Annotated in this window: 17 protein-coding genes and 1 tRNA gene; 9 read left to right on the top strand and 9 right to left on the bottom strand. The window is 71.0% G+C overall.

Going from position 1 to position 19951, the window contains the following annotated elements; genetic code table 11:
- Positions 1-351 precede the first annotated feature (351 nt).
- Complete coding sequence (locus IE278_RS06945) at positions 352-1650, top strand: SAM-dependent methyltransferase (RefSeq protein WP_189769769.1); 1299 nt, start codon at positions 352-354, stop codon at positions 1648-1650.
- Between the two features lie 73 nt (positions 1651-1723).
- Here the strand turns inward: IE278_RS06945 and IE278_RS06940 are convergent, their stop codons facing one another.
- Entirely contained in the window at positions 1724-4252 is a 2529-nt protein-coding gene (locus IE278_RS06940) for an ABC transporter permease (protein ID WP_189769767.1), read from the bottom strand.
- A 543-nt stretch (positions 4253-4795) separates the two neighbouring features.
- Complete coding sequence (locus tag IE278_RS06935) at positions 4796-5566, bottom strand: ABC transporter ATP-binding protein (protein ID WP_189769765.1); 771 nt, start codon at positions 5564-5566, stop codon at positions 4796-4798.
- Between the two features lie 391 nt (positions 5567-5957).
- Between IE278_RS06935 and IE278_RS06930 the strand changes: the two genes are divergently transcribed.
- The 3 genes from IE278_RS06930 (at position 5958) to IE278_RS06920 (ending at position 8553) form a co-directional block, all read left to right on the top strand.
- Positions 5958-6043, top strand: a tRNA-Leu gene (locus tag IE278_RS06930).
- 232 nt (positions 6044-6275) lie between these two features.
- Positions 6276-7451 carry a 4-hydroxybenzoate 3-monooxygenase gene (locus IE278_RS06925; RefSeq protein ID WP_189769763.1) on the top strand — a complete coding sequence of 392 codons (1176 nt, stop codon included), beginning with the start codon at positions 6276-6278 and terminating at the stop codon, positions 7449-7451.
- Positions 7452-7638: 187 nt separating this feature from the next.
- A complete protein-coding gene (locus IE278_RS06920; RefSeq protein WP_189769762.1) occupies positions 7639-8553 on the top strand; it encodes a Bax inhibitor-1/YccA family protein in 915 nt (304 codons plus the stop codon).
- Between the two features lie 93 nt (positions 8554-8646).
- On the opposite strand, the gene IE278_RS06915 is transcribed toward IE278_RS06920, so the two are convergent.
- A complete protein-coding gene (locus IE278_RS06915; RefSeq protein WP_107015651.1) occupies positions 8647-8877 on the bottom strand; it encodes a DUF4287 domain-containing protein in 231 nt (76 codons plus the stop codon).
- Between the two features lie 104 nt (positions 8878-8981).
- Here IE278_RS06915 and IE278_RS06910 point away from each other — a divergent pair, with 104 nt between their 5' ends.
- Positions 8982-9293 (top strand): hypothetical protein, encoded by a 312-nt coding sequence (locus IE278_RS06910; protein WP_189769761.1) that lies wholly within the window; start codon positions 8982-8984, stop codon positions 9291-9293.
- Positions 9294-9420: 127 nt separating this feature from the next.
- Here the strand turns inward: IE278_RS06910 and IE278_RS06905 are convergent, their stop codons facing one another.
- The 3 genes from IE278_RS06905 to IE278_RS06895 form a co-directional block, all read right to left on the bottom strand.
- Positions 9421-10212 (bottom strand): hypothetical protein, encoded by a 792-nt coding sequence (locus tag IE278_RS06905; RefSeq protein WP_189769760.1) that lies wholly within the window; start codon positions 10210-10212, stop codon positions 9421-9423.
- A 283-nt stretch (positions 10213-10495) separates the two neighbouring features.
- Complete coding sequence (locus IE278_RS06900; protein ID WP_189769759.1) at positions 10496-11716, bottom strand: acetyl-CoA C-acetyltransferase; 1221 nt, start codon at positions 11714-11716, stop codon at positions 10496-10498.
- Between the two features lie 230 nt (positions 11717-11946).
- On the bottom strand, positions 11947-12963 hold the full coding sequence (locus IE278_RS06895) for an SGNH/GDSL hydrolase family protein (protein WP_189769758.1): 1017 nt from the start codon (positions 12961-12963) through the stop codon (positions 11947-11949).
- Between the two features lie 145 nt (positions 12964-13108).
- Between IE278_RS06895 and IE278_RS06890 the strand changes: the two genes are divergently transcribed.
- Complete coding sequence (locus IE278_RS06890) at positions 13109-14500, top strand: cystathionine beta-synthase (RefSeq protein ID WP_189769757.1); 1392 nt, start codon at positions 13109-13111, stop codon at positions 14498-14500.
- Positions 14501-15005: 505 nt separating this feature from the next.
- Here the strand turns inward: IE278_RS06890 and IE278_RS06885 are convergent.
- Complete coding sequence (locus tag IE278_RS06885; RefSeq protein WP_189769756.1) at positions 15006-15440, bottom strand: hypothetical protein; 435 nt, start codon at positions 15438-15440, stop codon at positions 15006-15008.
- A 258-nt stretch (positions 15441-15698) separates the two neighbouring features.
- On the opposite strand from IE278_RS06885, the gene IE278_RS06880 reads away from it, so the two are divergent.
- From IE278_RS06880 to IE278_RS06870, 3 genes are all read left to right on the top strand, one after another.
- Complete coding sequence (locus IE278_RS06880) at positions 15699-17219, top strand: aromatic amino acid ammonia-lyase (protein WP_189769754.1); 1521 nt, start codon at positions 15699-15701, stop codon at positions 17217-17219.
- 44 nt (positions 17220-17263) lie between these two features.
- Positions 17264-18193 carry a MurR/RpiR family transcriptional regulator gene (locus IE278_RS06875; RefSeq protein WP_246570049.1) on the top strand — a complete coding sequence of 310 codons (930 nt, stop codon included), beginning with the start codon at positions 17264-17266 and terminating at the stop codon, positions 18191-18193.
- A gap of 117 nt (positions 18194-18310) precedes the next feature.
- On the top strand, positions 18311-18895 hold the full coding sequence (locus IE278_RS06870) for a hypothetical protein (RefSeq protein ID WP_189769752.1): 585 nt from the start codon (positions 18311-18313) through the stop codon (positions 18893-18895).
- A gap of 105 nt (positions 18896-19000) precedes the next feature.
- Here the strand turns inward: IE278_RS06870 and IE278_RS06865 are convergent, their stop codons facing one another.
- Complete coding sequence (locus tag IE278_RS06865) at positions 19001-19375, bottom strand: roadblock/LC7 domain-containing protein (protein WP_189769750.1); 375 nt, start codon at positions 19373-19375, stop codon at positions 19001-19003.
- Between the two features lie 84 nt (positions 19376-19459).
- Positions 19460-19942, bottom strand: a complete 483-nt coding sequence (locus tag IE278_RS06860) for a roadblock/LC7 domain-containing protein (RefSeq protein ID WP_189769748.1) — start codon at positions 19940-19942, stop codon at positions 19460-19462.
- Positions 19943-19951 lie beyond the last annotated feature (9 nt).

Raw genomic sequence — 19951 nt, 5'->3', positions numbered from 1 at the left:
CCCTTTCGGCGTTTCCTCGCCCCCGCCGCCCCTTCCCGTTCCCGTCACGCATGGGGGCTGCGCCCCCTCGCCCCCCGTATCGCGCTGCGCGCTCGTCCTCAAACGCCGGACGGGCTGGTAGTCAGCCCCTCCGGCGTTTGAGGAGCGGGGGTTCGGGGGCGGAGCCCTCGAGAACGGGACGGGAACGGGTAGGGGCGGCGGGGGCGAGTCCTCGGTCTTCGGGGGTTCGGGTACGTGGTGGGTGCATGTATTTTGCTCGAACATGACGCTTTCGCGGGACTGCGCTCCGGCCCCGTTGGTGTTTACGTGGTGTTGGAGTTTGTGGAATTCCTCGTCACGGAGGTGTGCGTCATGCAGGACGCGGCGCTTCGGCTCAAGGCGCTGATGGAACAGCTGCTGGGAGCCCCGCTCCCGGTGCGGATTCGTGCCTGGGACGGTTCGGAAGCGGGACCGCCGGGCACACCCGTGCTCGTCGTACGGAACCGGCGGGCGCTGCGCCGACTCCTGTGGAAGCCGGGGGAATTGGGCCTGGCGAGGGCCTGGGTCGCCGGTGACCTGACGGTGGACGGCGACCTGTACGCCGTACTGGACGCGGTGGCCGAGATGGTCTGGGAGCGCGGGGAGGACGCCAGGACCCTGGCCCAGTCCCTGCGGGACCCCGACGTACGGTCCGCCGTGCGCGGGCTCGTACGGATGGCGGGCTCGCCCCTGCCGCCCGCCCCGCCCCGCGAGGAGGTGCGCAGACGGTCCCAGCTCTCCCATCTGCACACCAAGCGCAGCGACCGGCGGGCGATCAGCCACCACTACGACGTCGGCAACGACTTCTACGAGATCGTTCTCGGGCCGTCCATGGTCTACTCGTGCGCCTACTGGGAGGCCCCGGACGGCACCCTGGAGGACGCCCAGCGCGACAAGCTCGGACTGATCGCCCGCAAGCTGGAGCTGAAGCCGGGCATGCGACTGCTCGACGTCGGCTGCGGCTGGGGCTCGATGGCCATCCACGCGGCCCGCGAGTACGGCGTGAGCGTCGTCGGCGTGACGCTGTCCCAGGAGCAGGCCGCGTACGCCCGTAAGCGCGTCGCGGAGGAGGGGCTCACCGACCGGGTCGAGATCCGCGTCCAGGACTACCGGGACGTCGGCGACGGTCCGTACGACGCCATTTCCTCCATCGGGATGGCCGAACACGTCGGCAGCGAACGCTATCTGGAGTACGCGCGGGATCTGTTCGCCCTCCTCAAGCCGGGCGGACGGCTGCTGAACCACCAGATCGGGCGCCGGCCGTGGCGCGACGAATCGGCGTACGAGATCGACGAGTTCATCGACGCGTACGTCTTCCCCGACGGGGAGCTGGAGCCGATCGGCGAGACCGTGACGCAGTTGGAGAGCGCCGGGTTCGAGGTGCGTGACGTCGAGTCCATCCGGGAGCACTACGCGCTCACCCTGCGCCGCTGGGTGGCCAACCTGGAGGCGGACTGGCCGCGGGCCGTCAAGCTCACCAGCCCCGGCCGGGCCCGCGTCTGGCGTCTCTACATGGCCGCCTCGGCGCTCGCCTTCGAACGCAACCGCATCGGCGTGAACCAGGTGCTGGCGGTACGGACGCCCGGCTCCGGCGCGTCGGGCATGCCGCTGCGATCCCGTACCTGGAACTGAGTGCACCGATGTGTGCCGAGGGGCCCGTTCCGGATGGAACGGGCCCCTCGGCACGCGGGGTGTACGGGGGTGCCTATTCGGACTTGATCGCCGACAGCATGTTCAGGCGTGCCGCCCGGCGGGCCGGCCACAGGGCCGCGAGGACACCGACGGCCGCCGCCAGGAGCAGGAAGACCGCCATCCGGTCCCAGGGCAGCACCAGCTCGTACGTCGGCATCTTGGCGCCCGCGAGTTCACCGGCGGCCCAGCCGAAGAACACGCCAAGCCCCACGCCGAGCACTCCGCCGAAGAGGGAGATGACCAGCGACTCCAGGCGGACCATCCGCTTGATCCCCTTGCGGTCGAGGCCGATCGCGCGGAGCATGCCGATCTCCTGCGAACGCTCGAAGACGGACATGGCGAGGGTGTTGATCACGCCGAGGACGGCGACGAGGACGGCCATCGCGAGCAGGCCGTAGAGCATGTTCAGCATCAGCGTGAACATCTGCGCGATCTCGTTCGAGACGTCCTTCTTGTCCTGGACCTTGACGGCCGGGTTGTTGCCGAGGGCCTTCTCCAGCTTGTCCTTGGTCGCGTCGGACGGGCCGCCGGAGGTCTTCAGCATCACCTGCATGTCGGCGGGGTCCGTCTGATGCGGGGCGAGGGTCGCGACGTCGACCATGATGCCCCGGATCATCTCGTTGCCCTCGTACACACCGGCGACCGTCAGCCGCTGCTTCCTGTCGTCCTCGTACGAGGCGGAGAACGTCGAACCGGCCTTCCAGCCGTGGTCCTCGGCGGTGTCCTCGTCGACCACCACCTGCGTGCGGCTGACCTTGAAGGAGCCGTCCTCGACCTTCAGATCGGTCAGGTCGCCGATCGTCGAGCCCTTCACACCGGTCACGTACTCGGTCTCGCCGTCGATGCGCGCGGGCGCGTTGCGCATGGGGCTGATGGCGGTGACGCCGTCGGTCGCGGCGAGCTTCTTCTCGACGTCCGGCGAGAGGGAGTTGAAGTTCGCCATGGAGACCACGTAGTCCGCCTGCAGCGCGGACGTGGCCATCTTGTCGATGCCCTTCTGCAGGCTGCCCGCCATCACCGTCATACCGGTGATGAGGGTCAGCCCGATCATCAGGGCGGAGGCCGTGGCGGCGGTGCGGCGCGGGTTGCGTACGGAGTTCTGGCGGGCCAGCTTGCCCGAGACACCGAAGATCCGCAGGACCGGGGCGGCGCTCGCGATCAGCGGGCGGGAGAGAAGGGGCGTGAGGATGAAGACACCGATGATCAGCAGGACTGCGCCGAGGCCCATCGGGGCCTGCCCGTCCGTGCCGTTCATCGTCGTGGCGTAGAGGACGACGGTGACGCCCGCCGCCGCGACCAGGGCACCGAGGGTGTTGCGCAGCACCAGCGACTTGGTGGTCGCCGTGGCGTGCACGCTGCTCATCGCCGCGACCGGCGGGATCTTCGCGGCGCGGCGGCCCGGCAGCCAGGCGGCCAGCATGGTGATCAGGATGCCGACGGCGAACGACGTGCCGACCGTGCCCGGGGTGACGACCAGCGGTCCGGCCGGGACCGTGGCGTCCAGCAGGCCCATGAGGCCGCGCAGGCCCGCGCCGATGCCGATACCGGCGAGCAGGCCCGTGACGGCGGCGACCGCGCCGACCAGGAAGGCTTCGAGGAGCACCGAGCGGGTGACCTGCTTGCGGGAGGCGCCCACCGCGCGCAGCAGCGCGAGTTCCTTGGTGCGCTGGGCGACCAGCATGGTGAAGGTGTTGGCGATGATGAACGTGCCGACGAACAGCGCGATGCCGGCGAAGACCAGCAGGCCGGTCTTGAGGCCGCTCATCTCGGCCGCGATCATCTCGGCCTGGTCGTCGGCGAGTTCCTGGCCGGTCGTGGTGGAGGTGGTGTCCTGCGGGAGGACCTTGTCGAGGTTCGTCCGCAGCGCGGTCTGGCTGGTGCCCGGGGCCGCCTTCACGTCGATCTCGTCGTACGCGCCGGTGCGGTGGAAGAGCTGCTGCGCGGTGGCCGTGTCGAAGAGGGCGAGGCTGCCGCCCGCGGCGACGTTGCCGTCGTCCGTGGTGAAGATCGCGGAGATGGTGGGGGTGAGGACCGGGCCGTCGACCGAGAGCCGTACGGTGTCGCCGACCTTGTAGCCGGCGCGGTCGGCCGTCTCGGCGTCGATGGCGACCTCGTCCTTGCCGGAGGGGGCCTTGCCGTTCTTCAGCGGGTAACGGGGGTCCTTGTCGCCCCAGTAGTTGCCGCCCTGCGACTGGAAGCCGCCGCCGACGAGCTTGCCGTTCTTGTCGGCGATGGCGGTGAAGCCGGTGACCACGCCGATGGCGGACTCGGCGCCGGGGGCCTTGGCGGCCTTGTCCAGCACCGCCTGGGACAGCTCGGGCTCCTTGCCGAGGTCGTCGCTCCCGTCGTCCGGGGAGTCCGGCTCGACGGCCACGTCTACCTGGTCGAAGCCCTTCGCGGAACTCTTCTGGTAGGCGTCCGAGATGGTGTTGGTGAAGACCAGGGTGCCGGAGACGAACGCGACGCCCAGCATCACGGCGAGCACGGTCATCAGGAGCCTGGCCTTGTGCGCCAGCACGTTGCGCAGGGCGGTACGGAGCATGTCTTCTCAGTCCAGGTGAGGTTGGCGGGCGGGTGAGTGCGTTCTGCTGCGGGCCGGTGGGGTGTTCGCGCCGTTCCCCGCGCCCCTGCAAGTGGTGGCTGGGGTGGGGTGTCGGGTGCGGGCGGTGGGGGTGTTTGCGCCGTTCCCCGCGCCCCTAAAAGCGGCGGGCCGGTTGGGCTTGTTGCGCCGTTCCCCGCGCCCCTAAGAGCTGTGGGTTCCCGTGCCCGTGAAAGCTGCGGGTTGGTCGGGTGATTGCGCAGTTCCCCGCGCCCCTTGGGGGCGGGGGTGGGGGCGGGCCCCGTCAGGGGCGCGGGGAACTGCGCGGTCCACCCCCACCGCCCGCAGGCGATATGCGAGGGCCGCCCCCACTGACCTGCAGCGAGGTGCGAGGGCCGCCCTCACCGGCTCGCCTCCATAGGTGAGCGAGGTGCGCGGCCCGCCCCCATCGGCGGGCGAGGCGCGCGGCCCGCCCCCGTCGGGGCGTCCCCATCCGCCCGCGGGCGAGATGAACGGCTCGGGCCGGGGCCCGTAAAGGGCGTGCCGTCAGCTCGTGCGGCCCTTCGCGTCGAAGCGCTTCATGCGGTCCAGCACCGCGTCGGCCGTCGGCGCGTGCACCTCGTCCACCACGCGCCCGTCGGCCAGGAAGATCACCCGGTCCGCGTACGCCGCCGCGACCGGGTCATGGGTGACCATCACGACCGTCTGCCCCAGCTCACGCACGGAGTTGCGCAGGAAGCCCAGTACCTCCGCGCCCGAGCGCGAGTCCAGGTTTCCCGTCGGCTCGTCGCCGAAGATGATGTCCGGGCGGGACGCCAGCGCGCGCGCCACGGCCACGCGCTGCTGCTGGCCGCCGGAGAGCTCGGAGGGCCGGTGGGAGAGCCGGTCGGCCAGCCCCACCATCTCGATCACCTTGTGCAGCCAGTCCTTGTCCGGCTTGCGGCCGGCGATGTCCATGGGGAGCGTGATGTTCTCCAGCGCGGTGAGGGTCGGCAGCAGGTTGAACGCCTGGAAGATGAAGCCGATCTTGTCCCGGCGCAACTTCGTCAGCTGCTTGTCCTTGAGCGAGCCCAGTTCGGTCTCACCGATGCGGACCGAGCCGGAGGAGAAGCTGTCCAGCCCCGCGACGCAGTGCATCAGCGTGGACTTGCCGGAGCCGGAGGGTCCCATGATCGCGGTGAACTCGGCCTGCCGGAAGTCGACGGAGACCCGGTCCAGAGCGACCACCTGGGTCTCCCCCTGTCCGTAGACCTTCGACAGTTCCGTGGCACGGGCGGCCACCGTGGTGGTCCGTTCGGCGAGGGGAGTGGTGGTCACGGAGGGGTGCTCCTTGTCGGTACGACGACGAGTGGACGACCGTTCCATCGTCGGCGCCGACCGCCGCCGTGTAGTCACCCCCTGTTCCGGTTCCGAGGGGGGACTCGGGTCGGACCTCGCGGCTGCGGGTCATACCTGGGGATGACACCCGCCCCTGAGAGCGAAACGGCGACGGTTCGTCAGGTTCCGCTCGTTCGGGCGGTGAAATCACGTCATTCCCCGGGCGCCGTCCCGCGCCCGTCGAAAGGCACGTGGCATGTGCGGATGGCGCATACCGTGGGCTGATGCACCCTCAGACGCCAATAAAATAAGACAACATCGGGTCGCCCCACCGCTGTTCGGGGGATCTGTCCCGATAGGCTCGGGACACTCGAAGCGGAGTCCATGGCCTGCCCGGATGGTGGAATGCAGACACGGCGAGCTTAAACCTCGCTGCCCTTAACGGGCGTACCGGTTCAAGTCCGGTTCCGGGCACCACCGACACTTTCACCCTTCTCCGCCCTTCCCGGCGTATCGCGATGAAGGGTGCATCCTTCATTGAAGACTTCACCACTCGACCGTTGACAGCGGGTTCCGCCCGTCGGAGACTCTCGTGAGCGAGAAGAGTGAATAAAACTTCACTCAGCGAACAAAGGCTCACGACGGCGGACGGCGGCGAACTACGCTGACGGCGCTCACGGGAGTCGTCGGAGCGCGAAGGGGCGTGTCGATGCGTACCACCGTCGGGATCATCGGGGCCGGGCCGGCCGGTCTGCTGCTGGCGAGGCTGCTGCACAACGCGGGGATCGACTCCGTCGTACTGGAGAGCCGCGACCGCGGTTACGTGGAGCAGCGCCAACGGGCCGGAATCCTGGAGCAGGGGACCGTGGACGTGCTGCGCGCCGCGGGCGCCGGCGCCCGTATGGACCGTGAGGGGCTGCGCCACGACGGCATCGAGCTGCGGTTCGCGCGCCGGCGCCACCGGATCGACTTCCCGGCCCTCACCGGCGGCCGGTCCGTGATGGTCTACGCCCAGACCGAGGTGTGCAAGGACCTCATCGCGCTGCAGCTCAAGGAGGGCGGCCCGCTGCTCTTCGAGGCGGAGGCGCTGGCCGTGGAGGGGGCCGACACGGGCAGCCCCCGGGTGCGCTTCCGCCACGAGGGGCGCGAGGACGTCCTGGAGTGCGCGTACGTCGTCGGGTGCGACGGTTTCTGGGGCGTGGCCCGCAAGGCGGTCCCCGAGGAGCTCACACAGGTCTTCGAGCGGACGTACCCCTTCGGGTGGCTGGGGATCCTCGCCGACGTGCCCCCGTCGCACGACGAGCTCGTCTACGCCCGTCACGACCGCGGTTTCGCCCTGCTGTCCATGCGCTCGCCGGTCGTCTCGCGGCTCTACCTCCAGGTGCCCGAGGGCACGGACGCCGAGTCGTGGAGCGACGAGGCGATCTGGGACGAGCTGGAGCGCCGCTTCGAGACGGACGACGACTGGCGGCTCGCGAGGGGTCCCATCACCGCGAAGTCCGTCACCCCCATGCGCAGCCATGTCCACGAGCCGATGCGGCACGGGCGGCTCTTCCTGGCCGGGGACGCCGCCCACATCGTGCCGCCGACCGGCGCCAAGGGCCTGAACCTCGCTGTGGGTGACGTCGTGACCTTCGCGCGGGCGCTGGAGCACCGGCGGGACACCGGCTCCGACGCGCTGCTCGACGCCTACTCCGCGACCTGCCTGCGCCGCGTGTGGCAGGCCGAACGGTTCTCCTACGAGATGACGACACTGCTGCACCGCCCGCCCGGCGCGACGCCCTTCGAGGACCGTATCCAGCTGGCCCGGCTGGAGCGGCTGGCCTCCGCGCGCGCCGCCGAGCAGGACCTCGCCGAGGGGTACACCGGCTTCGCCCTGGAGTGAAAGACCCCTGGCGGGGGAACCGGACCGGTACGTACCGGCGTTCTACCGGTACGTGGGGAATGCAGGGGTGAGACCCGGTGTTCCCGGTCACAAGAGGGGAAAGATCCTCCCCAGGCACTAGATGCATTCTTTTGCCTACCCATTACTCTTGAGCCAAGGCCGCGCAAGGTGGCCATGGAGGAGTGAAATGAGGAGCAGCAACCCGGTCTTCTCGCGACGGGGGTTCAGCCGCGACAACGGCTACGCGGGCTTCAACGCGGCGCCGCAGGCCGGGGGCCCCGCTGTCGGAACGCAGGGGAACCCGTACGCACAGGGTGCCCCCGGCGCCTCGCAGAGCGGCAACCCGTACGCGCAGAATCCTTACGCTCAGAACCCGTACGCACAGCAGGACCTGCAGCACGGCGCACCGCCGCAGGCCCCGTCCGCCGCCGGCCGCATGACGATGGACGACGTCGTCGCGCGGACGGCCATGACCCTCGGTACCGTCACCGTCGGCGCCGTTCTCGCCTGGGTCCTGCTGCCGGTCACGTCGAGCAGCTTCGGCCTGGCCATCGGCTCGGCTCTCATCGCGATGGTCTTCGCGCTGGTCCAGGCCTTCAAGCGCAAGGCCTCGCCCCCGCTGATCCTGGCGTACGCCGCCTTCGAGGGCGTGTTCCTCGGCGTGATCAGCGAGATGTACAACAGCAGGTGGTCCGGCGCGCCCTTCCAGGCCGTGCTCGGCACCATGGCCGTCTCCGGCGCCACCCTGCTGATCTACAAGGCGGGCTGGATCCGCGTCACCGCGAGGTACGCGCGCATCGGTATGGCCATCGCGATCGCCTTCGTGCTGGTCATGGCGGTCAACCTGCTGCTGGTCGTCTTCGGTGTCGCCGACGACGGCGGGCTGCGCAGCATGGGCCCGCTGGGCGCGATCGTCGGCATCCTGGCGATCGTCCTGGGCGCGTTCTTCCTGACGCTCGACTTCAAGCAGATCGAGGACGGTATCGCCTACGGCGCGCCGCGTGACGAAGCGTGGCTGGCCGCGTTCGGTCTGACCATGAGCCTCGTCTGGATCTACCTGGAGATGCTGCGACTGGTAGCGATCTTCAGCGGCAACGATTAGCTCCACCGGTAGTCAGTGCCTGAGATGAAGGGCCCCGCGAACCTCGGTTCGCGGGGCCCTTCATTCTTTTCGGTGCCGGAGCGTGGCGCGCGCTCAGCGCAGGTTGCGCGCGGCCCTCCTCAGGTCGTACTCGTGGATGATCGCCTTGGCGTGGCCGTACGCGAGGTCGTGCTCGGCACGGAGCCAGCTGACCTTCTCCTCGAAGCGGTGGAGTGCGGGGCCTTCGTCGACGGTGCGCAGCCAGTCGGAGATCTCACGACCGGTGCAGTGGGGGATGCGGGCGAGCAGATTGCGATGGGTCTCCGCGGAGAAGACTTGGGACATCGGCGCCTCCGGACGCAAAGGGGATGTAAGCCGGTCCTTCACGCCACCGTGCCTGAGGGTTCGGTCGTTGGCAACAGTCCGGTTGCGACGCGTAGTCTCGCGACGTGCTTGATACGACGCCGTTGACCCGTGCCGTGGACCACTTCGCCGACCGGTTGCGGGCCGCGCCGCAGAGCCGGCTGCAACGGGGAGCCGCGGCCGAGGCACTGGGCCTGGCCAGGGAGTTGGCCCTGCGCGCCCAGCGGCTGGAGGACCCCGAGCGGGCCCCCCGGGAGATGCCGGACGCGGGCATGTTCGCGTCGGCGGACCAGATCACGGTGGCCGTGCACGACCTCGCGCTCGTACTGAGGACCGAGGCGGAACTGGCGGAGGCGCTGGTGCTCGTGGAGGAGGCGCAGAAGAGGGCGGGCGTCTGAGCGCCGGGCGCGAACGCTCACGCGCCCCCGGCCGGACCAGTGGACGGACCCGGGCACTCACGGCGACGCGCACGCTTACGGCGGAACGGTGCCTACGGCGACGCGGTGCCTTCAGCGACGCGGATGCCTACAGCGACGCTATGACCCGGTCCGCCAGCACGTAGACGTTCTCCTGGCCGCACTCGAAGGTGAGCGCGTAGGCGCCCGAGACTCCCGAGCCGCCGAGCAGGACGGGCGGGTGGCCGGTGCGCAGGGACTCGGCGAGGCGCTCGGCGGTCTCGCGGTGGCCCGGGGTCATGCAGAGGGTGGTGCCGTCGGCGAAGACGTACACGTCGAGCGTGCCGAGGGGGCCGGGGCGGACGTCCGCCAACTCCGTACGGGAATCGGCGAGTTCCTCCAGGCAGGACACCGTGCGCTCGTGGTCGTTCACCATCGGCGACTGGACCGGGACGAAGTCCGGGTGCGAGGGGTGGCGGCGGCGGGCCGCGGCCAGCTCGGGGGAGTCCCCGGCGAACTCGTCGGCGTCTGCGGCCGGTTCGGTCACCGGCTCCAGGTGTTCGAGGCCGATGAAGTCCGACTGGCGCGGCAGGAACAGCTCGCTGTCGGGCAGGCCGAGCAGTGTCGGCGCGTCACCGGCGTCGCGTGCCTCCTGGGCGGCCCAGAACGCGCGGGCCTCCGCGAGCTCACGCTCGCGCTCCTCGGCGAGGGCCTCGGCGACGGCGGCGCGTATCTCGTCGGCGTCCGAGGCTCCCCGGGCGGCCGGTACGAGGCCGCTGAGGACCGTGGAGCGGCTTCTGGCGAGTTCGGTGTGCAGGGCGGCCACCTGTCGGCGCAGGGCCAGCAGGGTGCGCAGAACGGCGACGCCCACGGCCGTGGTGGTGGCTGTGGCGAGCAGCAGAGCGAGAAACGTGGTGCTCACTGACGTACTCCCGGTTCAAAGTCGACCCCCGACTTCCTACATCAGCTTGAAGGGTGGACTAACCAGCTGTCAGTGCGTAACGTCACGAAAGGGACAGGACTTTAGCCCTGACGTTTACCTGCGGACCGGCTCTGACCTGCATGAATCCCTCCCTGAAGGGAGTTAGGTCACATCCTGGGGGAGATTCGATCACAAAACGACCCAGAGTCCCATCGGGGACGGGACCCGGGGCCGTTTCGTTCACCCTGCGTTCAACTCGGGTTACGGAAACTGTGCTTCGGGGTCAGCTCAGGCGCTCGATGACCATCGCCATGCCCTGGCCGCCGCCCACGCACATCGTCTCCAGGCCGAACTGCTTGTCGTGGAACTGGAGGGAGTTGATCAGCGTGCCGGTGATGCGGGCGCCGGTCATGCCGAAGGGGTGGCCGACGGCGATCGCGCCGCCGTTCACGTTCAGCTTCTCCAGCGGGATCTCCAGGTCGCGGTAGGACGGGATCACCTGGGCGGCGAACGCCTCGTTGATCTCGAACAGGTCGATGTCGCCGACGGTCAGACCGGCGCGGGACAGGGCCTGCTTCGACGCCTCGACCGGGCCCAGGCCCATGATCTCGGGGGAGAGGCCGGTGACACCGGTCGAGACGATCCGGGCCAGCGGGGCCAGCCCCAGCTCGCGGGCCTTCGTGTCCGACATGATCACGAGGGCGGCGGCGCCGTCGTTCAGCGGGCAGCAGTTGCCCGCCGTGACCATGCCGTCGGGGCGGAAGACGGGCTTGAGGCCCGCGACGCCGTCCAGCGTGACGCCGGCGCGGGGGCCGTCGTCCTTGCTGACGACCGTGCCGTCCGGGGTGGTCACCGGGGTGATCTCGCGCTCCCAGAAGCCGTTCTTGATGGCTTCCTCGGCGAGGTTCTGCGAGCGGACCCCGAACTCGTCCATGTCCTGGCGGGTGACGCCCTTGATCCGGGCGAGGTTCTCCGCGGTCTGGCCCATCGCGATGTACGCGTCCGGGACGAGGCCGTCCTCGCGCGGGTCGTGCCAGGACGCGCCCTCGCTCGCGGCGACCTCGGCGGTGCGGGCCTCCGCGTCCGCGAAGAACGGGTTGTGGGTGTCCGGGAGGCTGTCGGAGTTGCCCTTCGTGAAGCGCGACACCAGCTCGACGCCCGCCGAGATGAAGACGTCGCCCTCGCCCGCCTTGATGGCGTGCAGGGCCATGCGGGTCGTCTGGAGCGAGGAGGAACAGTAACGGGTGATCGTGCAGCCGGGGAGGTGGTCCATGCCCATCTGCACGGCCACGATGCGGCCGAGGTTGTTGCCCTGCTCGCCGCCGGGGAGGCCGCAGCCGAGCATCAGGTCCTCGATGTCCTTCGGGTCCAGCTCCGGGACCTTGGCGAGGGCCGCCTGGATGATGGTGGCGGTGAGGTCGTCGGGGCGCAGGTCCTTGAGGGAGCCCTTGAATGCGCGGCCGATGGGGGAGCGGGCGGTCGAGACGATCACGGCTTCGGGCATCTACGGCTCCATTGGCGTCGCGGGTGATGGGGCGGACCTGCTTGGGAAGCTACCCGTCCGTATGGGCGAGGTCACGGGTGTCGCGGTGTGACTCCGACCGCACTTTCCAAGCGCTTGCTTTTCTCGCAGGTGGGCGTACAGGACTGCGCGGTTCCCCGCGCCCCCGGGTACCCGGGGGCGCGGGGAACCGCGCAGCGGGGCCCGGGGCCGGAGCCCCGGGGCAGTGGCGGTCAGGCCGATGTCGGCGCCGGGTCCGAGGCCGGGACGCGGCGGCGACGGCGGCGCTTCAGGAGGGCCCAGGGGCCGCGCGGACCCGTGGGCATCGCCGCCGCCACCTCCGTACCCGGCTCCGAGGCCGCTTCCACAGCCGCCCGGGCGACCGGAAGGAACCCCTCCCGACGGGTCACGTCCGGCCGCTCCTCCTCCGCCGGCCACAGCCCCAGCGCCGCGCACACCGTCGGCAGCACCGCCATCGCCGCCGTCGCGTACCCCTCCGCCGAGGGGTGGTAGCTGTCGGGCCCGAACAGCTCCCGCGGGTTCTCCGCGAACTCCGGTCCCAGCAGGTCGCCCAGCGACACCGTCCGCCCGCCCTGCTCGACCGTGCCGATCGTCTGCGCGGCGGCCAGCTGCCGCGAGGCCCGCCGCGCGAACCACCGCAGCGGCCGGTGGACCGGCTCGATCGTGCCCAGGTCGGGACAGGTGCCGACGATCACCTCCGCACCGGCCGTACGCAGTCGGCGTACCGCGGCCGACAGATGACGGACCGACCGGGTCGCCGGCATCCGGTGCGTCACGTCGTTCGCGCCGACCATGATCACGCACACCTCGGGCACCCCGTCCGGATCCGCGAGGACCAGCCGGACCTGGCGGTCCAGGTCGTCGGACTGGGCGCCGGGCAGTGCCACGTTCCGCAGCCGCACCGGCCGTTCCGCCACCGCCGCGAGCCCGGACGCCAGCAGCGCGCCCGGGGTCTGCCGGGCCCGGTGCACCCCCTGCCCCGCCGCCGTCGAGTCACCGAGCATCGTCAGGCGCAGCGGTTCCTCCCCACCGGCGTACGCGTACCCGTACAGGCCGTCCGCGCTCGGTGGGTGCGGACTGCGCCCATGGCCCACCTGCCGTTTCGCCAGCTGCACCTCGGCCAGCACCACTCCGACCGTCGCCGCGCCCAACAGCCCGATCCCGCCGCCGCCGTACGCCGCGCCCGCCGCGATCCGCCGTGCCACCCTCGCCCTCGACAAGCTCGACATGCGAAGCCGCCACCTCCTTCTAGCCGTACACCCACTCCTTGCCCCGTAGAGACCGTCGGCCAATCTCGACGCGGCGTGTACGCCCAGGAGGGGCTTAGGCTGACGGAACCATCCCGACCATTTCTTTTCAGCTCCGGAGACAACGGTGCAATTCCACGACTCGATGATCAGTCTCGTCGGCAACACCCCGCTGGTGAGGCTCAACAGCGTGACCGCCGGCATCCAGGCGACCGTCCTCGCGAAGGTCGAGTACTTCAACCCCGGCGGCTCCGTGAAGGACCGCATCGCGCTGCGCATGATCGAGGCCGCGGAGAAGAGCGGCGCACTGCAGCCGGGCGGCACCATCGTCGAGCCGACCAGCGGCAACACGGGTGTGGGCCTTGCCATCGTGGCCCAGACCAAGGGCTACAAGTGCATCTTCGTATGCCCCGACAAGGTGAGCACCGACAAGATCAACGTGCTGCGCGCGTACGGGGCCGAGGTCGTCGTCTGCCCGACGGCGGTCGACCCCGAGCACCCGGACTCGTACTACAACGTCTCCGACCGGCTGGTGCGCGAGACGCCCGGAGCCTGGAAGCCCGACCAGTACTCCAACCCCGACAATCCCGCCTCGCACTATCACTCCACCGGCCCTGAGCTGTGGACGCAGACGGACGGGCGGATCACCCACTTCGTCACGGGCGTCGGCACCGGCGGCACCATCTCCGGCACCGGCCGGTACCTGAAGGACGCCAGCGACGGCAGGGTCCAGGTCGTGGGCGCCGACCCCGAGGGGTCCGTGTACTCCGGCGGCTCCGGTCGGCCGTACCTCGTCGAGGGTGTCGGTGAGGACTTCTGGCCGACCGCGTACGACCGGACGGTCGCGGACGAGATCGTCGCCGTGTCCGACAAGGACTCCTTCCAGATGACCCGGCGCCTCGCCAAGGAGGAGGGCCTGCTCGTCGGCGGCTCCTGCGGGATGGCCGTCGTGGCCGCGCTGCGGGTCGCGGAGCGGCTCGGCCCGGACGACGTCGTGGTCGTCCTCCTCCCGGACAGCGGGCGCGGGTACCTCAGCAAGATCTTCAACGACGAGTGGATGGCCGACTACGGCTTCCTGGAGGACGAGGGCCCCAGCGCCCGTGTCGCCGACGTCCTCAGCGACAAGGTGCACGGCGCGATGCCGCAGCTCGTCCACATGCACCCCGACGAGACGGTCGGCGAGGCGATCGAGGTGCTGCGCGAGTACGGCGTCTCGCAGATGCCCATCGTGAAGCCGGGCGCCGGACACCCGGACGTGATGGCCGCCGAGGTCGTGGGCTCCGTCGTCGAACGGGAACTGCTCGACGCGCTGTTCACCCAGCGCGCCTCCCTCACCGACCCGCTGGAGAAGCACATGTCGGCGCCGCTGCCGCAGGTCGGCTCCGGTGAGCCGGTGGGCGACCTGATGACCGTGCTCGGCGCGGCCGACGCCGCGATCGTCCTGGTCGAGGGCAAGCCCACCGGCGTCGTCAGCCGCCAGGACCTGCTGTCCTTCCTCGCCAAGGGCGGCCGGCAGTAGGACCTCCGCCCCGGGCGGCAGGAGGGCGGCCACCTCGGGTGGACGGCGGGAGGACCTCCGGTGAACCGTGCGCGCCGGAGGGGAACTTCCCGCGGGAGCGGTCACGGCGGAACTTCGTAGAAGTGGTACGAGCGCGTCACGTCCACGCAGCACACGCTTAACACGGGTACGGCACATTGGTGGATGTCGGCAAGGGCGGGAGCGGCTCCCCGCCCCGGCCGGCACCAAAACGGCGCCAAGGACCTCCGGAGCGGCTCCCGGACCTCCATGGACGCCAATGGACGCGCAGCTCGGCCCTGACCCGGCTCGCGTCCCTCGCGGGGACCGCCGTCGTCCCGCCCCCCGGCAACGGGGGTGCGGCGGCCCCCGCGCAAGCTTCCCCGAGAGCCCGGTACCTGATCAGGTACCGGGCCCTTCGGCGTTCCCGTGCCGCTGCGCTTCTCGTGCCGCTCTGTTCCCCGTGCCGTGCTGTTCCCCGTGCCGTCCTACGCTCCGTGTCTCCCCGTCACCCGTCCCAGTCCGAGTCCTGCTTGGCCTTGCGGCGTCCGAAGAGGTTCGGTGAGAAGCGGGCGGCCTGGACCACGTTGACGCCGACGATGCCCGCCCACGCGACCAGCAGGCCGGGCAGGTCGGCGACGCCACCGCCGATGGCGGACAGGGGGACCGCGAGGACGAGCGAGACGATCCCGAATCCGAAGCGCTCGCCCCAGGTGTCCGAGGACCCCTGCGGGGAGCGCGCGTCCCGGGCCACCACCATCTGCTGTTCCGCGAGCTGGCGGCGCACCCGGCGGTCGACCGCGCCGTCCAGACGCTGTTCGACCTTTTCCAGGAACGAGTCGACCAGCGCGGACTCGTAGTCGGCGCCCAGTTCCTTGCGTGCGTGCAAGGTGGCGTCGAGTTCCTTCTTGAGTTCGGCGTCGCGGGCTTCCATTCCGGTCATGCGGTCCACGGTAGGGAGCCGGCGCCGGCTTGGCACGGGGGTTAGCCCCCCTGTCCGCGCTGGGCCCGCCCCCACGTTCGCCCACGAACGCAGGTGGACCGCGTCGGACTGGATCATGAGGTGTCCCTTGCTCGCGCTGCATATAGTCATGCAGAGTTCTCTCTACTTGAATAGCGTGGCAACGGTGTGGAGCTGATCGCGGGTTTCCTTGAGCGACAGGCAAGACCGAAGGCCCGGTGTGAGGGGAGTTTGCGCTCTATGTCGTCTCGGGATGTGGACACGGTGGGCGAGGTGACGGTCGGCCTCGTGGTGCTGGACGGTTACAGCACGGGTGTCGCCGACGTCGTACGCCTCGCCGACGGGTCCGCGCGACCCGTCCCCGGCTCCGACGCCATGAAGCGCGTCGAGGAGTCCTGGGACGCGGCCCGGCGCATCGCCGCGACCGGCCGCGTGTACGGCCGTTCCACCGGGGTCGGCGCGAACCGGAACGAGGACGTGCCCACCGAGGCTGCCGCCGAGCACGGTCTGCGCCTGCTGCGCAGCCACGCGGGGGCCATCGGGGCCGAGCTGCCCGCCCGGGAGGTCCGGGCGATGCTCGCCGTGCGGGCCAACCAGCTCCTCGCGGGCGGCGCCGGCCTGCGCCCCACCGTCGTCACCGCGCTGTGCGAGGCGCTGGAGAGCGGCGCGTACCCCGTCGTGAACGAGTTCGGCTCAGTGGGGACCGGCGACATCGCGGCCCTGGCCCAGGTGGGGCTGGCGCTGGCGGGGGAGCACCCGTGGCGGGGTGCCACCGCGAAGGTGCGCGCGCCCGAGCCGCAGCCGCTCGACAACAACGACGCCCTCGCGCTCATCAGCAGCAACGCCCTCACCCTCGGCCAGTCCGCGCTCGCCCTTCATGAACTGCGCGGGCTCATCGGGGCCACGCAGGTCGTCGCCGCGCTGTCACTCGTCGCGGTGGACGGCTCGTACGAGGCCTACGCGGCGCCCGTCCACGCCGCCCGGCCGCATCGCGGATCGACCGAGGTGGCCCGCCGGATGCGGGAGATGATCGGCGCCCCCGACCGGCCGACCCCGCCGCTCGGCCGCATCCAGGACCCGTACGGCTTCCGGTGCGTGCCCCAGATCCACGGTCCCGCGCACGACGCGGCAGACGCGCTGGAGGAGGTCCTCGCCGTCGAGATCAACGCCGCCGCCGAGAACCCGCTGATCTGTGCCGAGGACATGGCCGCCTACCACCACGGCGGCTTCTACCAGGCCCAACTCGCCCTCGCGCTCGACCACTTCAGGCTCTCCCTCACCCAGGTCGCCCGCCTGTCGACCTCCCGCCTGTCGACCCTCAACGAACCCTCCTACACCCGGCTGCGCCCCTTCCTCGCCGATCACGAGCCCGCCTCCTCCGGCGTGATGATCCTGGAGTACGCCGCCGGGGCCGCCCTCGGTGACCTGCGGGCCTTCTCCGCACCCGCCTCGCTCGGCCACGCTGTACTCTCCCGGGGCGTCGAGGAGCAGGCGAGCTTCGCCTCGCTCGCCGCACGTCAGACCCTGCGTGCGTGCAGCGCGTACCGTCTCGTGGTCGGCTGCGAACTCGTGGCCGCCGTACGGGCGTTGCGCCAGCGCGGCCTGCGCCCCGACCCGGAGCTGCCGGTCGGCAGGGCGCTGGAGATCGCCGAGTCGGTGCTCGACGCGGACGCGACCGACCGGCCGCTCACGGACGACGTGACGGCGGCGGCCGCGCTGCTCGACCGGTTCACGGACATCTGGAGTGGGGGCACGGCATGAGCGTGAACGGGAACACGAGCGTGAATATGGGCATGGACAGGGACATGGACAGGGATACGGATCCGGGCGACGGCGATGGCGACGGCGACGCGGGCACGGACAGCCGGGGCGCGGGCGGTGGCGGGGGCGGCGCGGGGGTGAGTGACGCTCCCGCCGGACGGCTGCAGGCGCTCTTCGAGGGGCACCGGCTCACCCCCACCCAGCGGCGCATCGCGCACAGCATGGTGCGCCGGGCCGCCGACGTGCCGTTCCTGTCGAGCGTGGAGCTCGCCGAACTCGCCGGGGTCAGCCAGCCCTCCGTCACCCGCTTCGCCGTCGCCCTCGGCTTCGACGGCTACCCGGCCCTGCGCAAGCACCTGCGCGAGGTCGCCCCCGCCGAACCCGCCGCGGACACCGGCTCGTACAACGAGTACCAGCAGGCCGTCGAGGCCGAGATCGAGAACCTCCGCCACCTCGCCTCCGTCCTCGCGGACCCGCGCCCCGTCGAACGGGCCGGCCGGCTCCTCGCCGCCTCGCGCCCCCTGCCGGTGCTCGGGCTGCGGGCCGCCGCGTCCCAGGCGTACGGCTTCGCGTACTTCGCGGCCAAGGTCCATCCGGACGTCCGGCTGCTGCACGAGGGCGGCACGATGGTCCAGGACCGGATCGACGCGGCGGTGCGGGCCGGGGCCAGCGCACTGCTGTGCTTCGCGCTGCCCCGCCACCCGCGGGAGGTCGTGGACACCCTCGCCTACGCGAAGGAGGCCGGGCTGACCGTCGTCACCGTCGCGGACTCCGCGTTCGCGCCGGTCGCCAAGGTGTCCGACCTGCTGCTGCCCGCCGCCGTCGGAACGGGCCTCGCCTTCGACACCGTCTGCGCGCCGATGCTGCTCGGACGGGTGCTGCTGGAGGCGATGTGCGACGGACTGCCGGACGCCCAGGCACGCCTGGAGGAGTTCGACGCGCGGGCCGCCGCGCGGGGCCTGTTCGTCGAGTAGCGGCACCTCGGAGGCGGAGCGGCGGCGCCCGGCCGTTTTTTTGCGGCTCTCTCATATGTGTCTCACGTTCGGCCGCTAATCTGCCCGCCACAACAGGCGTCTGTGAGGAGGCGGATCGTGGCGCGCGGAGGGCAGGGACTGGCTCGGGTGGCCGTCGTCGTACGGGCCGGAGCGGCACCGCTGGGATGGCTCGGGGTCGTCGCGGCGGGGGTGGGCGTACTGGTGCCCGGGATGACGGGACGGCGGATCGGGGTGCTGGCGGGAGCCGCCCTCTTCCTGATCACGGCGGTCGCCGTCCTGCTGACGCGCCGGAAACGGTACGTGGCGCTCGCCCGCGGCGCCGACCGCGCGAGCAAGCACGATGTGCTGCAGGACCGGGCGGTGTCCGTACGGAACTGGCGCCGGGGGCACCGCTGGTGGGTGCTCCTCGCCTTCGCCGCGGCACTGGGGTCCGCGTTCGCCGTGCCGGCCGCCGGCGGGATGCTGCTCGCCGGCGCCGGAGTGGGCCTGCGTCTCAAGGCGGCCTGGATCGGCCGGCTCGAACGGGCGGCCGAGTCCCTTCTGTGGGTGCGGGTCGACTGGCTCGGCCGTGGCGCGGGCGTTCCGGCGGGCAAGCGCGTGAAGGGCTACCGGGCCACCGGGATCGCCGCGGGCGACGCCGCGCCCGGTGGGGCGCGGCGTCGGGGCGGGGTGCTGGTCTGATCCGGTTCCCCCGGATCTCTTCCCGCCGGTTCCCGGCCGGATCCGCCTGGATCCGCCTGGATCCGTACGAATCTGCGTGGACCCGTGTGGATCCGTCTGGGGTCGTCAGACCTCCAGGTCGCCTTCGATCTTCTTCAACTGGTGGCGTGCCATGGCCAGGTTGGCGCGTTTGGCGTCGAGCACCAGGTAGAGGAAGAGTCCGTTGCCTCCGCGGCCCTTGATCAGCCGGATCAGGTGGTACTGGTCGGACAGCGTGATCAGGATGTCCTCGATCTCGCCCTTCAGGCCCAGGTGCTCCATGGTGCGGATCTTGGCGCGGACGACGTCGGTGTTGCCCGCCGCGGCGACCGTGAGGTCGAAGCTCTTGCTGCCGCCGATCGTGCCCAGCGCCATCCCGGTGGTGTAGTCGACGAGAGCGGCTCCGGTCGCGCCCTCGATGGAGGCCAGGGTCTCTTTCAACGCGGTTTCGGTGTTCGTCATGGTGGTGCCGGTCCTTTCGGTTCGGTTCAGTTCATGTGGGTTCGGGTCGGTTGGACGGATGGGGCCGGTCCGGTGCGGCCGGGTTCAGCGGCTCTCACCGGTCGGCCCGGGGAGTGTGCGCGCGGTGCGCGCGGTCCTGGTGCGGGGCGTGAGGGCCTTCGGGGCGGGCCGCGCCGCCGGGGCGGGCTGGGCCTCGGCGGCGGCCTCGACGAGTTCGCCGATCCGGGTGCCGGCGCGGCGCCCTTCGAGGTGCAGCCGGCCGACGTTCGCCCGGTCGCCCGCCAGCAGCGTCAGTACGGCGGAGGGTCCCGCCGCGTAGGTCGCCACATAGCCGTGCTCGCCGCGCAGCAGCAGTTCGCGGAAGTCGCCCCGTCCGGTCGCGTCCGCCACGCGCAGGGCGACCCCCAGTGCGGCGGCGGTGAGGGCGGCCAGCCCCTCCGGTTCCACGCCCGGAGTGTCCTGGGCCAGTACCAGCCCGTCGACGCTGGCCGCGAGCGCACCCGTCAGCTGGGGCACCCGGGCCCGTAACCGGTGCAGTTCGTCGAGGACTTCGGCCTCCGCCGCCATCAGTTGTCT

It is taken from the genome of Streptomyces tauricus (assembly GCF_014650955.1).
Classification (GTDB): domain Bacteria; phylum Actinomycetota; class Actinomycetes; order Streptomycetales; family Streptomycetaceae; genus Streptomyces; species Streptomyces tauricus.
This window is presented reverse-complemented; position numbering and strand designations above follow the sequence as displayed.